General features: G+C 65.4%; 9 protein-coding genes and 2 pseudogenes. 2 read left to right on the top strand and 9 right to left on the bottom strand.

Annotated elements, in window-relative coordinates; all coding sequences use genetic code 11:
- Positions 1 to 478 precede the first annotated feature (478 nt).
- Positions 479 to 1,635, bottom strand: a protein-coding gene (locus ACOQPP_RS20305) for an IS3 family transposase (protein WP_420637352.1) whose coding sequence is annotated in 2 segments (ribosomal slippage) — positions 479 to 1,386 and positions 1,386 to 1,635 — 1,158 coding nt in all. Because the reading frame shifts where the segments join, the coding sequence is not laid out codon by codon here.
- 300 nt (positions 1,636 to 1,935) lie between these two features.
- Here ACOQPP_RS20305 and ACOQPP_RS20300 point away from each other — a divergent pair.
- Together ACOQPP_RS20300 and ACOQPP_RS20295 are read left to right on the top strand one after the other, a co-directional pair.
- A complete protein-coding gene (locus tag ACOQPP_RS20300) occupies positions 1,936 to 2,214 on the top strand; it encodes a transposase family protein (protein WP_419164698.1) in 279 nt (92 codons plus the stop codon).
- Positions 2,163 to 2,339 (top strand): annotated as a pseudogene (locus ACOQPP_RS20295) (transposase); the annotation flags it as partial. The gene ACOQPP_RS20300 and the pseudogene ACOQPP_RS20295, both read left to right, overlap by 52 nt.
- A gap of 667 nt (positions 2,340 to 3,006) precedes the next feature.
- Here the strand turns inward: ACOQPP_RS20295 and ACOQPP_RS20290 are convergent.
- The 8 genes and pseudogenes from ACOQPP_RS20290 to ACOQPP_RS20255 all read right to left on the bottom strand — a co-directional run bounded on the left by ACOQPP_RS20290 (position 3,007) and on the right by ACOQPP_RS20255 (position 13,670).
- Positions 3,007 to 4,002 carry a BF3164 family lipoprotein gene (locus ACOQPP_RS20290; protein ID WP_420637351.1) on the bottom strand — a complete coding sequence of 332 codons (996 nt, stop codon included), beginning with the start codon at positions 4,000 to 4,002 and terminating at the stop codon, positions 3,007 to 3,009.
- A gap of 124 nt (positions 4,003 to 4,126) precedes the next feature.
- Positions 4,127 to 5,262, bottom strand: a protein-coding gene (locus ACOQPP_RS20285; protein ID WP_420637350.1) for an IS630 family transposase whose coding sequence is annotated in 2 segments (ribosomal slippage) — positions 4,127 to 4,830 and positions 4,830 to 5,262 — 1,137 coding nt in all. Because the reading frame shifts where the segments join, the coding sequence is not laid out codon by codon here.
- A gap of 311 nt (positions 5,263 to 5,573) precedes the next feature.
- Positions 5,574 to 7,355: a hypothetical protein gene (locus tag ACOQPP_RS20280; RefSeq protein ID WP_419164853.1), complete on the bottom strand. Its 1,782-nt coding sequence runs from the start codon at positions 7,353 to 7,355 to the stop codon at positions 5,574 to 5,576.
- 258 nt (positions 7,356 to 7,613) lie between these two features.
- Positions 7,614 to 7,730, bottom strand: a pseudogene (locus ACOQPP_RS20275) (hypothetical protein); the annotation flags it as partial.
- A gap of 5 nt (positions 7,731 to 7,735) precedes the next feature.
- On the bottom strand, positions 7,736 to 8,266 hold the full coding sequence (locus ACOQPP_RS20270) for an RNA polymerase sigma factor (protein WP_419164696.1): 531 nt from the start codon (positions 8,264 to 8,266) through the stop codon (positions 7,736 to 7,738).
- A 432-nt stretch (positions 8,267 to 8,698) separates the two neighbouring features.
- Positions 8,699 to 10,219 carry a DUF6850 family outer membrane beta-barrel protein gene (locus ACOQPP_RS20265; protein ID WP_420637349.1) on the bottom strand — a complete coding sequence of 507 codons (1,521 nt, stop codon included), beginning with the start codon at positions 10,217 to 10,219 and terminating at the stop codon, positions 8,699 to 8,701.
- A gap of 131 nt (positions 10,220 to 10,350) precedes the next feature.
- Positions 10,351 to 13,143 (bottom strand): TonB-dependent receptor, encoded by a 2,793-nt coding sequence (locus ACOQPP_RS20260; protein ID WP_420637348.1) that lies wholly within the window; start codon positions 13,141 to 13,143, stop codon positions 10,351 to 10,353.
- A gap of 86 nt (positions 13,144 to 13,229) precedes the next feature.
- The gene (locus tag ACOQPP_RS20255; RefSeq protein WP_420637347.1) at positions 13,230 to 13,670 is read right to left on the bottom strand and encodes a hypothetical protein; all 441 of its coding nucleotides are present in this window, start codon (positions 13,668 to 13,670) and stop codon (positions 13,230 to 13,232) included.
- Between the last annotated feature and the right edge of the window lie 16 nt (positions 13,671 to 13,686).

Raw genomic sequence — 13,686 nt, 5'->3', positions numbered from 1 at the left:
GCGAAATCGGTCCCGATGCGGTGGACGCGGACCTCGGTCCCGGGGACCCCGTTCTCCCACCCCATGGTCTGCGCGATGGACGCGGCTTCCGGGACCACGCGCACGTTGATCGTGAGACCCGGCCGCAGATCGTTTCCCTCGTCGAGCGGTGGGTCCGAGAAGCCCACGTCACCCGCACAGGCTGGAATGGCGAGACTCAATACGACGCCTATGGGCGTCAGCAGTTTAGGCAGGACTTGCCTCCTGTATGGGTCTTGCGCAGCATGTGCGGAACGTTCTCGGCCATCTCGTGGGCAACCGCAGGAGTCGAGCCGTTCCATCACCTCCCATATGCTTTGAGTTGGTGAAATGGGCTTACCCCGTTTCAGTGGACAGGTGAAAGTGGTGGTTTCCTCCTTTCTCGCCACCTCGCGGGAGAGAAGAGCGGTCGCCGCGCCGAAGGCGTGGCGGACCGTGGGAGAGGGACGCGGCCCGGGGGTCACGCCGCCTCTCCCTTCTCGCGCGCCTCGAAGCTGGCGGGCGACTCGTAGCCGAGGCTCGAGTGCCGCCGGCGCGGGTTGTACCAGCCCTCGATGAACCGGAACACCTCCCGGCGGGCCTCGCCGGGCGTCCGGAACGAGCGCCGCGAGATCAGTTCGCACTCCAGCGTGGCGAAGAACGACTCGCACATGGCGTTGTCGTAGGCGTCGCCCACCGAGCCCATCGAGGGCCTGACCCCGGCCCTCCGGCAGCGGCCGCCGAAGGCGTGGGACGTGTACTGGCTGCCTTGGTCGCTGTGGTGGATCACCTCCTCGGGGCGCCGCCGCGCCAGCGCCATGTCGAAGGCGTCCAGCACCAGGGACGTCCTCAGGTGCGTCGCCATCGACCAGCCCACGATGCGGCGGCTCCAGGCGTCGAGCACGACGGCCAGATAGAGGAAGCCCGCCCAGGTCGGCACGTACGTGATGTCGGCCACCCAGAGTTCGTCCGGTCCGGAGGCCGAGAAGTCTCGGTCCACGAGATCCGGCGCGGGCCTGGACTTCGCGGCCCGCTTCGTCGTACTGCCCTTGCGGCGCCGGCTCACGCCCTCGACCCCGGCCGCACGCATCAGCCGGGCGACCCGGTTCACGCCCGCCTCGCGGCCCCGGGCCCTCAGCTCGGCGTGGATCCGCGGCGCCCCGTACGTTCCGTCGCTCATGGCGTGAATCTCAAGGATCTCCTCGGTGAGCGCCGCGTTCGCACGCGCCCGCTCCGACGGCTCCCGCGTCCGCCACGCGTAGTACCCGCTCGGGGAGAGTCCCGGCAGGCGGCACATCACGCGCACCGGATAGGCGGCCTGGTGATCGCTCACGAACCGGAACCCCCTCGGGGGATCGATCCGCTCTCCTTGGCGAACCAGGCCGTGGCTTTTGCCAATATGTCGCGCTCGATCTTCACACGGCGCAGTTCGCGCTTCAGTTCCCGGACTTCCTTGCGCTCAGCCGTCGTCAGACCGTTGGTGCGACGCCCCTCGTCCAGATCGGCCTGTTCCACCCAGCGCCGGATCGCCGTCGCCGAGGGCTCGAACTCGCGAGCCAACTGGTCCGCGCTCTGCCCCGCACGGACCAGATCCACCATCCGCGCCTTGTACTCCGGCGCGTATCTCCGTCCCGACATGCGACACCTCCTCGTTGTGACCAACGCTCAAAGGTGTCCACCAACTCGGGGTAACTCCAAAACGTCACGCGGCGCGCTCCGGGAACTCCCCGGCCCGACGAACAACACTCGGACGCGGAGCGCCGCCCTCTCTGCCAACACGCGAGAGACACGAGAGGTTGGGGGTGGATGAGGGGCGGTAGAGTGGCGGGGCCGGCGGCGGTGGCCGCCGGTGCCCGAGCGGGTCCGTGACGTGCCCGGTCGTCTCCGGGGCCGGCCGGGGCGGCGGAGGGATTCGGAGCGGCCGGGCGGGACGGCGGCATGGCGGAGCGGGGACTGTTCGAGCGGGCGCTGGGGCTGGAGTGGCCGTGGCGGGTGGAGCGGACGGAGTTCGACGCGGCCGAGCGCCGCCTGGACCTGCATCTGGACTTCGAGGCGGGCGGGACGTTCGCGTGCCCCTCGTGCGGGCGCGGGGGCTGCAAGGCGCACGACGCGAGCCCGAAGCGCTGGCGGCATCTGGACTTCTTCCAGCACCGGGCCTACCTGCACACTGGGACGGCATCCTCCTCTGGTTCCGCTCGAGGATCACCAACGGCATGATCGAGGGCATCAACTCGCTCGTCCAGGCCGCCAAGGCCAGGGCCCGCGGCTACCGGACCACCGAGAACTTCATCGCCATCGCCTATCTCGTGTGCGGCAAACTCAACTTCAAACTACCCACTTGAAACAGCGAGGAACCGAAAAGGTACGCTTCGTTGACAGCCAACGCTGCCGACAGCATCCCAGCCAAAGGCATCGCCGGTCCCGGCGCGGGCACCAGGGGCGAGTGGATCGGTAGTATCCCTCCCCGCCAGCCAGCAGTGACAGTTCGTACGCAGAACCCTTCGCGTCGATCACCTCGCTCTCCGCCGATCACGATGGTGGGTGTCCCCCTAGTAGCGGAGCCAACGTCCCCTCGAAGCGCCGTTACTGCGTCAGCGAGCGTTCGCCCGAGGGGCAAGGGCGTCACGAGATCCGCGCTCAGCTCGCCGGCCACGCTCACACCTCCCAGAAATACGCGGCGAGCGAGCGCTACCAGAGTAAGAAGCGCGGCCTGGTTGCCAGGATCCGCTGATACTTCAGGGCCGACTTCGATGGCAAGACGGTAGCTACGGAACATCGCTTCGGCGTCCTCAATGCTTTCCGCCTTCCCGCTATCGATCGCATGTTTCACCAACCGGTGCAGTTCGTCTGGTTGCGGAATCGAGTTCATGGGCCGCACTCCTTAAACGCCGAGGGGAGCGGCGTTCCGTTTACCTTCATTCCTTCTCCCCGTGCCATCCTCCATCTCTCTGCCTCGCCCTACTCTAATCTCTTTCTCCTCTCGTGTCTCGCGCGTGTTGGCAGAGAGGGTCAGCTTCCTGGACGGGTGGCCTGTAGCAGGCTCTTAACCAGTACAGCTTGCGGCAAGCGGAAACGGCCCACCCAGGGACGCGGCTCGAGTCCAGCCGCGTAGAGCCAGGTGTCGGAGGCATCGATCGTAATGGCCTCTGCGGCGCGGTCGAGGCGCAGCGTCTTCACGTATTCGCCGCCCCACGTGTAGACCTGAACATTATGCGAAGTCCACGGTACACCCTTGTCATTTACTCTACGCCCGGAAAAGAGGGCGTACAGGTAGCGACCCGTTGCAGCCAAGTCTGTGAAACCGTAACGCGTCTCCCCGCTCACCGCCATCACAGCCTTTCCACTCCTGGATCGTCCCTGCGCCCACACAGGTTCGAAGGGCTCGGGCACAGCGGCATGTGCGATGGACACACCGTCATAATCGAAGATCTCCAGCAGTCCCCCAAGTAGTGTCGCCGCAGCCAAACGACCGCCCGCCGGGTCTGCCACAACCCAGCTCTCGTATGCCTGGAGCAGCGTAGTTCCAGGAGCGTCAGCCGACGACGCCGGAAAGCCGAGAATCGTGCGGTCGTAAGTGAGGTCTTCGTGATAGCGCGCAATCCGACCCCCGGTAATCCAACCTCCTCCGAACCAGCGGCCATCCTCTACGCGCACGAGGGCCCCGGCGTTGGGACCGTCGATGCGAAACGTCTCCGGCGCCGCTGTGATCCCCCGTTCCATCTCCGAGAGCGATATCCGCGTCATGCGCTGATGACCGCCGTCCAGGATCCACACCTCGTCGTCAGACTCCGCCACGCCAGCCACGAGCTGCTCGGGATCCTTGAACTCGCCGGGCCCATCTCCCCCCCGACCGTACGAACCGAGGCGGCGTGGACGTGCGGGATCGATGACGTGTATGGCCGGGTCAAGCATCGCGTCGAGCGCGACCAGCCGGTCACCCACCAGTGCGATCTCGACAATCCGGCCCAGGGAACTGTCCGCGAAAACGACATCCGGCGTCAGCACGGCAAGCTTCCGAGTGCTCTGGTCTAGTCCATCGTGCTGACGACAGGCAAGGCTCGCGACAATCGTCAGCAGGCCGATAGCGGAACGCCTCGGGGCGAGACGTGCGTGGAAGGCTAGTGTCACGTCACACATCAAACGTCGGATAGAGACGCTTGAGCTTGACACGTGCGTCGTCCGTGGTGAATTGCCAGTTGACCTTGGCTTGGATTCGGTCTCTGGCCGCCTGCCAGGCGGCGACTTCGGCGCGTAGGGTGTCGATGGAGTCGATGCGGCGATTGAGGCATTGGCGGATCATGACGTTGAGTTCGACCTCGGCGACATTCAGCCAACTGCCGTGCTTGGGAGTATGGACGAACTCGAAGCGATCCCAAAGCGCCTTGGCCTCGGCGGGTTCGAAGGTTTCGTAGAGCGCGCCGGGGCGGTGCGTGTTGAGGTTGTCCATCACCAGCGTGATTCGGGTGGCGTCGGGGTACTGCGCGGCGATGTCGCGCAGGAAGCGGGCCCAGTCGGTTTTGGTCCTGCGCTCGGTCACCTTGGTCTGGCGTCGGCCGGCCAGTGGTTCGGTGGCCATGAACACGTTGCAGGTGCCGAGGCGCCGGTACTCGTAGTCTTCGCGGGCCGCCCGCCCCGGTGCCGGCGGGACGGGCGTGCGCGTCTCGCCGATCAGCTGGCGCGGCGTCTCGTCCATGCACACCACCGGGAAGTTCGCATCGTACGGACGCCGGTAGACGTCGAGCACCCGCTCCATGCCCGCCGCGAAGTCGGCATTGCGCCGCGGCGGGATCACCCAGCCGACGCGCCGCCACGGTTTGAGGGCGTTTTTTTTAGCACCCGCCGCACCGTCTCGTGCGAGACGCTGTCGATATAGCCAAGTTCCACCGCGCGGTCCGCCAACAGGCGCAGCGACCACTGCGCGCGCCCCTCGGGCGGATCGCCGCAACTGAGCGCGACCAGCCGCGCCTCGAATTCGCCGTCCGCCTTGCGAAGGTATTTCGCGCGACGACCCTGCCGGCCCCCAAGCGCCGCATCCAGACCGTCCTCCACAAACCGCTTCTTGACCCGGTCCACCCTGCGCGCGCTGATCCGCAACACCCCGGCGATCGCCCCGCCGGTCGTGCGCCGCTCGTTGAACTCGCCCTCGTCGCAATTGAGCAGAACCAGCGCGTTGATCACCTTCTGCGAACGATGCGAACCCTTGCGTGTCATCGCCGCCAACGCCTCGCGCTCCCCCGCTTCCAACTCCACCGAATACCGTTTCATGCCAGCCTCCCCGCCATCGTGAACCGGCAAGAAGTCTATCACGATCCTTACGACATATCACGTGTGACATGACACTAGACTGCGCAACGCGGCTTCCGGTTGTACGCCTCCTCATCCGGACATACGCAGTCCATCTTTGCATCCCGACCGCAGTCACTCTCCTGGCACGAGGCCGTGGCCAAGCCGAGTCGGTTAGCGCCTGGGGCGTCAATGCTGACCGGTAGGGCGGCGCCAACGATAGCTAGTACTGTCATGACGAAAACACGTCTCATCCTCATGGTTCTTCACTCCTATGCTTGAGTTTGTAGCGACTATCTTAAGGGCGTCCGTGGGTCTCCAAGTACGAGGGCAACACGGAGCGCGGTCGCCAGATCCTCTCCACGATACCGTAGAGTTCCGCGGGTGCCCACGACGAAGTATTGTACTTCCCGCCAAGCTCCGAGCGCCTCCCACACTTCGAATCGCTCGTCGTCGTGATACGAGGCGTTCGTAAGAACCAACGAGGCAGATTCGACTGCAGTTGCGGGACCGACACCCACCGTGATAAAGAAGATCTCCGTGCCGGTCGCGGCAAGTCCATCTGCGTTGGCTTCGATCAGTTCCAAGCTTTCCGCGGGGACCAAGTGCCGGCTCAGGCTCTGGATGATCAGCGTCAGTCCATTGCCCGTCGCCTCTCCAAGCGTCGTCTCTTCGCCAGAAGGGGTACGCAGGCGTGCGGTCCAGTTAATCGGTTCGTCCAGCAAAGCCGCCAATACATGCTCGCGCCACGCGACACCGGCCATGGCTAAGTCGGTCTCCGTCGGCGGGAGCATGTCAGATTCGGCCACGGGCAGATACGGTGCCAGGGGTATCAGTGGGTCCATTCGCGCGCGCGCCAGCAGCGCAGACGCCCGAACTGCGGAGCCTGCATCCTGATGTAGCCGGGCCACCTCGGCGAACACTTCAGGGCTCCAAGTCAAATCGACGGCGCGTTCCATGGCCACAATCGCACCGAGGTCATCTTCACGCGCGAGGCGCAGACGGCCGAGCAGGAGATTCAAGCGGCCCAGGCTCTCGGCACGTTCCGTTTCGAAGTTGGATCGCGTCTCGTTGAGGGGCCGGTCGGGACCAAGCCAGTCGCTACGGGCCTGCAACTGTTCCACAATCCATTCTTCGGCGACCGTGCGGAGGGTCGGTACTTCCGCGATGCGGCGAGCTGTCTCGACATCGAAGCGTAGATCACGAAGGACGGGTTCGCTGTCATATCGGTCGAGCCAAATTCTCGTCAACGCGGGATCGCTGAACCGGTACGACAGCTGCAGCCCGGCCTGCGCCGTCGCCGGCATGGGAGCAAGCCTCCAACTTTGTTCCAATGCATCCATTTTCGCATGGTCTGACAGCGATGAAGGCAGAATCTTCCACAAGCGGGCCTGTGACGCGTACTCGTGTCGAGGATGTCTCAAAGTAAGCTCTGACTGCCAATACGCCTCGATGTCCCGTCGTCCCAGGAGCCGAGAGTACACGCCCAGGGCGTACATCTCGCTGGGCTTCGGATCTCCTTCCCGGGCGGCCCTGTCAAGGAGATCGAGACGCTCCAGGTGCGTCTGCGAGAGGGTATCGTTCGAGCCGCCCAGCATGGTTCGTTGTTGAATGCGGAGAAGTGCTGCCCAGAACTCAGCCCTTTCGGGGAACTCCGCGATCCCTCGTTCCACCACGTCGGCAAACCTCGAGCGACGCAACTCTTGAGTGGACAGCATCTGATGGAGGCGCGCGCGGGCCGTCGGCCGACCCTGCCGGTCCGTCTCAAGGTACTCCCATAACCCGCCGCGATTGGTATCGACGCGCGTTGCCTCGCGATCCTCGACGGCCGCGACAGCGTAGGCCGTGCCGGGCGGCAGATTTGCGACCCCCTTGAACATGCCCACATCGGCTCTGGTTAGCTCGATCCCGGTGTAACGTGGTTCGGTCTGAGTGAGGCGGAGTGAATCCGGGATCCAATACCGGACCCGCACCCGAAGACTTGACTCGGCCGCAAGCGCTGAAACGGTCTCGTACTGGAGCTTCAGCGACCCCGCGTTATCCAGTTCAAGGATCAGGTTGCTGGTGCCCGCCATGACTCGGTCCGAAGTTACGGCTATGCCCACAGCAGCCCCGATGAGGGACAGTCCCAATGCCACGAGTGGGACAGACCGTGCAGATCGAACTCCCGAGCGCGGACTGGCCCGCTGGACGGGCAGGGGAAGAACCTCGGTGTCTCTTGGCTCCTCAGGGAAGATGTGCTGGAATAGCTGCGCGGGCGGCCTCGGCGTCGGGAACGAGCGGATCGCGGCCCCTAGCAGGCGTATGAAGGAGACTTGTTCGCGACAGGCCGCGCACCAACTGAGGTGTGACCGGACGGCCTCGAACGAAGCTCCCGTAAGCTCACCATCGGCGAACTCGTTCAGAAGGACACAATCGATATGCTGAGCGTCGCCATCGAGTCTCGTCATACTATCTACCGCCTATCGCCTAGCTGCGCATGCAGTGCCGCACGCCCTCTGTACAGCCGTCCTCTTGAGGTCGCGGGCCGTATCCCCAAGAGTTTGCCGATCTCCTCATGTGAGTAGCCCAGCATTGCCTTGAGAACGATCACCTGCCGAAGGTCTTCCGGGAGTGAGGACAATGCTCGTTCCAGTACGATGAAATCGAGCACCCACGGCGTCCGGAGGGTCTCATCCTCCAAGCCGTCTGGCAGCGGAGCCTCGCACCGTTGCCTCTCCCGCCGGAGTTGTTCGAGGGCGGCACGAGTGGTCACGGTACGAAGCCAAGGCGGAAGCGACCGCCCTCGATCAAAGCTCTGGAGGGTCTCCGGTAGCCGGCTAAACACTTCGTGCAACACATCCGCCGCATCGGCGGACGACCCGGTCAGTCGATACGCGACGGCGAACAGTTGTTCCGAGTATTCCTCGTACAAGCTACTCAACGCGTCACGATCACCGGCCGCCGCCCTCTCGGCGAGTCGTCGCTCCTCAGCGATCGTTATCAAGCGATCCCTTCCGGAGCCCAACGGCGGCGGACCGTACGTCGGTTCCAGCGAGTCAAGAGCGGTCCCAAGACGATCTCCCGCCTCCCATGCAACACAATCTGTATCCTTTCGTCGACATCAATCTGGCGAAACAGGGAATTCCGCATCGCGAGCCGTTAAGCAGACAGCTCATTTCTTATATGTTGCGAGTGGGCAAGACGTCACGCCGGCCGACCAGCAGGCATATGGTGCCGACGCCCAAAGCGAAGAGCAGATCGTCACTAAAGCGTGTCCTGACTGATGATTAGGAGAGACATCTGGTGAGGCTGGGGTTGTCCTGGTGTATCGGCGACGATCGCCGGTGCGCGTGGGTGGTGGGCGAGATTTCACCACCTGCGGGGTCTCGCCAACGTGTGAATGCACAAACGTCCCAAGCGGTCTCCAGGCTCTCTCTTAAGGAAACAGAACTTCGTCCAGCACGACGCCGACGGTCACGGCCCAGGCCCGGCGGTTTCCGGTCGGAGTCAAGGGGAGCTGGGTCTCCCTCGGACTGAGCGAACCGAGCACCGAACGAAACCATAGGCCCGTGGTTGCCCCGGTTTGCCAGCGCAACGTGAGTACGCCGCCCGTGACAAGTACTCGATTGAGATCGAGGGCGAGGCCGGGGCCGACAAAACGGCCATACTCTGGCCCCCGCGCGTCCGGGTTGGGCATCGTGCCGGAAGGCCCGTAGATGGCGACCTGGGCACCCGCCGAGATCGCGAGCCGCTGGCCGAAGCCGCGGCCGAGTTCGAGGGCCCCACCCCCTTCGGTGCCCCGGATGTCCGAGGTCGCCTCGGCGAAGAGGTCGTGGCGGTCACGCCGGCTTTGCCTGACTTCCGCGCGGCCGCCGAGGAGCCAGCCGTTCGCGAACCGCAGACGCGTGTCGACGCCCAGGTCGAGCCGCGACTCCTCGGCCGTGAAGATTATGTCTCCGATCGACGCCTGGAACGCCTCCCCTTCGAGTGTGCGATATTCGCTTTCGACGGTGACGAACCATTCTGCGTCCCGAGCCCCCCGGAACGCCCATTGGCCGGCGAGGCCGAACTTCCAGCCCTCCGCGTCCCACATGTCCTTAGCAGGATCGCTTTCCTGGAGTCTCACGAACTGAGCCTCGGATGCTTGCTCCCGGAGGCCATACAGCGCCCAATCCGCGCCGAGAGCCGCGAAGGCGGCCGATGCGCCGAACGAATGGGAGTCCCGCTCGTGCCGCCGCTCATAGCGGGCCGGATGGAGGTCCAGCGGGATCGGCTCCGCGTAGCCCTCGAACTGGAACACGCGGGACGGCTGCGCCACCGTCTGGATCCGGATGAACTCCGCCGTATAGCGCATACGCCCCAGCAGCCCGAGGCGGAGTGGGCCGAGATCGTAGCTCAGCCCCGCCGAGAAGCCGGGCGTCGCCGTGCGGTCGAGGCGCGGAACCGGGGACACCACGGTGCGACTGCTCTGCCCTTCCCAGCCGGCCGCAAGTCCCACCCCGAACCTTCCGAACTCCCAGCCGAGCGCGCCCTCGAGGCGGAGGGCGGACTTGCGTAGCGGGTCCCCTATGGTGTCCACCACGATGAGCGGATTCGAACCATACGGCAGCAGGACGTCGGCGAAGATCGAATCACGGAGACTCGTCCGGTCGAAGATCGCGCTCCCGATCGCCGCGCCGCGCCGCCCGACCTGCGTCCACCCGGTCGTGGACACCTCGCCTCGTCCCACCCCGCCCGGGTCGAGGGGTCGCGCGTAATGCCCGGAGGTGGTCCGCCAGGCCAGCCGAAAATCAGCACGCCGGTCGTCGAGTTCGCGCGCCAAGGCGGCGGAGTTGCCGGCGGTCCAGAACTCCCCCACGCGCGGCGCGGGTGTAGAGAGCAGACCGGGGAAGCGGGCTCCGGCCGGCAGATGGCGCGGGAGATCCGCGATCCGCGAAAGCGGACTCCAGTTGGTCATCCAACTCGGTAGTTCCGGCCGCAGTGGCGTGCCGTGAGCGGCGGCGGCCTGCGCGAGTGCGCAGGCTGGGAGCGAAAGCCAGACGCAGACGCTTGCGAGCGCGATCCAAGCTCTGGACACCTCCTGGCCTCTCACCGGCCGAAGAACCCGGCGGCGGGGAACGTCACTTCCGCCCCGAACCGCACCGAAGGATAGAGACGTCCCAGTCGGTCGCCCTCCCACGGCTGGCCGCGGCGGTCGAAAAAATTGAACGCCCACACTCGAAGCTGGCCTTCAAGAGGCAGGGTCTTTGAGACCTGAAGATGCACCATCCAGTCGGGTCGGGGCCCTTGGAGCGGCAGCGATCGGCCGCTGCGCGAGACCCGAAGGTCGGCGAACTCGGGGTCGCCTCGCCGCTCGGCCGGCACCGGCACGAGCTCGCCGGCGCGCGTCACGTAGCCGGCGAAGGCCATGGTGTCCCCCGCAACGATGTCCTCCGTCTCGTTACGGACATTGTGTTGGACCGTGAGCGTCGCCACGAGTCCGAGTTCGGACTGGTGGTGGATGAAACGATACAGGAACATCATCGACTCGCCGCGCTCGGTCAGTCCTTCCCAGTACGGTGAGCGTTCGTTTCTCTGGGACACCTGAAAATCGGAAAAGCGGAACCGGGACCCGAAGAAGCGAGCCTCCGAACTCGTCCGGGTCTCGAACCACGCCCCGGTAACGTATAGCTGGGTGGCGAGCGGCCGGAACTGGGGCAGCGCGGCCGTCAGTTCCAAGCCCCGGTTCACCTGATCGAGCATGTTCCTCGGTCGGTCAATGAGCACCGGCACCGTATCGCTGAACGCCGGCGGAAGAATAATCTCCGGGCGGATGCCGTTCCCCGTGAGCGAATCCGTGAGGGCGAAGTGATCGCGCGTGATGAAATCCGGCACGGACCCGATCCCCACGCCTCCGTCGATCCGGTCGCGGAAGGCGGTGAGGGCGATCGTGCCCTCACCGACATCGATCTCGAAGCCCGCTTCCGCCTTCGTCCCTGCGGAAAAACGCAGCTTCGGGTTGCTCGGGTCCTCCACGAACGTGGTGAGGACGGCGAGCCGCTCGGTCGGATCGTTGGCGAAGAAGTTCACGTTGACGAGGTCGAAGTACTGGAGCGCCGGGTACAGGTCGCCGACCGCCGGGACCTTCGCCGTCCGGCCCCACCCGCCGCGGAGCCTGAGCCAGTGCCGCGGCGCCGCCTCGACGTTGATTCGCGGCTGGAAGACCGCGTCTCGTGCGCCGCCGAACCACGACCCGCCATTGTGCAGAAGATCGAGACGAAGGCCCGCCTGTATGTTGGCGACCCACGGTCCAAGGCGGGTGGCCATGCGGTCGCCCACATAGAAGGCGCTGGTAGCGAGGGCCGGGATCTCGTCGAACGTCCGGGTACGGTCGTAGCCGTGCACGCCGTTCCACCCGATCGAGGGCGGAAACTGCGGATCGAACTGGAATCCGGCGCCGTTGTTCCACTCGCGACGCAACTCGACGCCCGCGAGAAGCTGGTGCTTCGCGCGCGCCCACCAAACCCGATCCTCCCACTCCAGGCGGCCGAACCCAAACCATGGGGTGCCGTCGAGCGTCACCTCGGCAAGGTAGGTCCCGCCGATATAGAAGCCTTCGTTGCGGCCCGCGACTTGCGCAGGAGTGAACGGCTGCACTCCACTCACCTTCGGGGAGCGGCTCGTCGACTCCTGGTTGATACGGCTCAGCGAGCCCGTGAAGGAGAGGCGGGAATCGTCTCCGAGCCGGAGCCGGGCCCGTTCCGATATGCGCACTCCGAGATCCCGGCTGCGGGAGGCTCGGCTTGGCCTGATGACCGGGTTCTCCGGCCGGTTGTCCACGAGTTGAAACAGATCGACTCTCGTGTCGAGGACGAGCTTCGGATCGGGCACGCCCGCTGTCCCTTCGCTGCCTCCGATCTCCGCGCGGTGCGCGAGCTGGCTCGAGAAACGGGTGGACTCATCGTCCGAAACCCCCGGCTCGACCCGTGTGCGCGCCACATCGAACGTCATCGTGGCCGCGTGGCCCGGTCCGCCGAAGGCGTGTCCGCCCACGACGTTGCTCCCGAATGTGCGCTCGTCGAGCTTCACTTCCGTGATCGGCAGCACCGGGGCGGCGCGGGTCTCGACCACGATTGTCCCCTGGGTAAGGTCGCCGTAGCGCACCGAGGGGACGCCGCGAATCACCTCCACACGCTCAATGACGGCGGCCGGGATCCGTCGCAGGTCGATCCCTCCGTTCGCCGCCGTCGCAAAACTCAGCAGCTGCCGGTCGGCGCCGCCGCGCGGACCCAGGCTCTGAAGGTTCGCGTTGTTCGACAGCGGAACCCCGTCCAGGACGATCAGCGTCCCGAACGCCGAGAGGTCAGCCGAGCTTCGACCCACGCCCGCATCGTCGGCGAGCGCTCCCACGCTGGATCCGGTGGGGACGGTGCGGAGTGCGATCTGTTCCACGTCGCTCAGCCCCGGGGCCTGGGTCGAGATGCCAGGCACGAGTTGGAGTACGCCCGCCAGACTGGTGGCGGTGATGTGTTCGATGGCGTCGCGCTCGATGACGCTCGCGGTCCCCAGTTCCCCCTCGGCCCTGCCGACCGCATCGGCGGTCACCGTGATTTCCTCCAGGCGCAGGGCGCTGACCGACAATTCGATGTCCCGTGTCAGTGAGCCTTCCGCCGGGACAGAAATGCGGACGCGGGCCGTGGCGAGTCCGATGCGCTGGGCGCGCAGTATCTTGGGACCCTGCGGCACACCTTCCAGCCGATATCGACCCCCGGCATCCGTCAAAGTGGAGATCGTCGTGCCTTCGATGGCGACGAGAACGCTGGCCAACGGCGCCGTGGTCTCTTCGTCCGATACCCGCCCGCTGATGCTGGCGCCCGTCGGCACTTGAGCGTGGATGGACATAGCAAGTACGGCCAGACCGAAAAAACCGGACGCAAGCGCGGAAGTCAGTCGACGGAGGGGCGTGGGCCCGCGGGGGCGGGAAACCGTCACCGTATCGTGCCGGGCGAAATGGGCCCCTTGCTCAGGTCCACTGCGGATACGTTGGTGTCCTGAAGGTGCCCCGAAGCTCCCGCCGTCCCGGGTAGGCGAATCCGTTGTACCGATAGCGTCAGCTCTACACCGTGCCGCAGGTATCCTCCCCCGAGTTGGTCGAAGTGGTCGTGCACGACCCCGTCGCAGCGCTCGTACCGCTGATCCTGGAGTGCATCATCGTCCTCCGTCCACATGACGTCGATAAGATCCGTATCCGGAACCCTGACCATCGGGGAGTCTCCGGAAGAAAGGTTCCAGACGGTCCGCTGCAGGCTCGCCGTGTCCACCTCATTCGCGATGAACAGCGAATGACCGTTATAGAAGAGCATTCCGTGCCCGTGCGGCCAGGACCGGAGTCCGATCTCGACCAGATTGGGGACAGGGGTTGTCCACATCTCCGATCCCAACAAT

The organism is Candidatus Palauibacter sp., from assembly GCF_965222475.1.
Taxonomy (GTDB): Bacteria; Gemmatimonadota; Gemmatimonadetes; order Palauibacterales; family Palauibacteraceae; genus Palauibacter.
Note: the sequence above shows the minus strand (reverse complement) of the source record. Positions and strands in the feature narration are given on the sequence as shown.

Coding starts and splice junctions, on each gene's coding strand:
- ACOQPP_RS20300 (WP_419164698.1), top strand. CDS start 1,936: ATGGCGGAGCGGGGACTGTTCGAGCGGGCGCTGGGGCTGGAGTGGCCG.
- ACOQPP_RS20280 (WP_419164853.1), bottom strand. CDS start 7,355: ATGGCGGGCACCAGCAACCTGATCCTTGAACTGGATAACGCGGGGTCG.
- ACOQPP_RS20265 (WP_420637349.1), bottom strand. CDS start 10,219: ATGACCAACTGGAGTCCGCTTTCGCGGATCGCGGATCTCCCGCGCCAT.
- ACOQPP_RS20260 (WP_420637348.1), bottom strand. CDS start 13,143: ATGTCCATCCACGCTCAAGTGCCGACGGGCGCCAGCATCAGCGGGCGG.
- ACOQPP_RS20255 (WP_420637347.1), bottom strand. CDS start 13,670: ATGTGGACAACCCCTGTCCCCAATCTGGTCGAGATCGGACTCCGGTCC.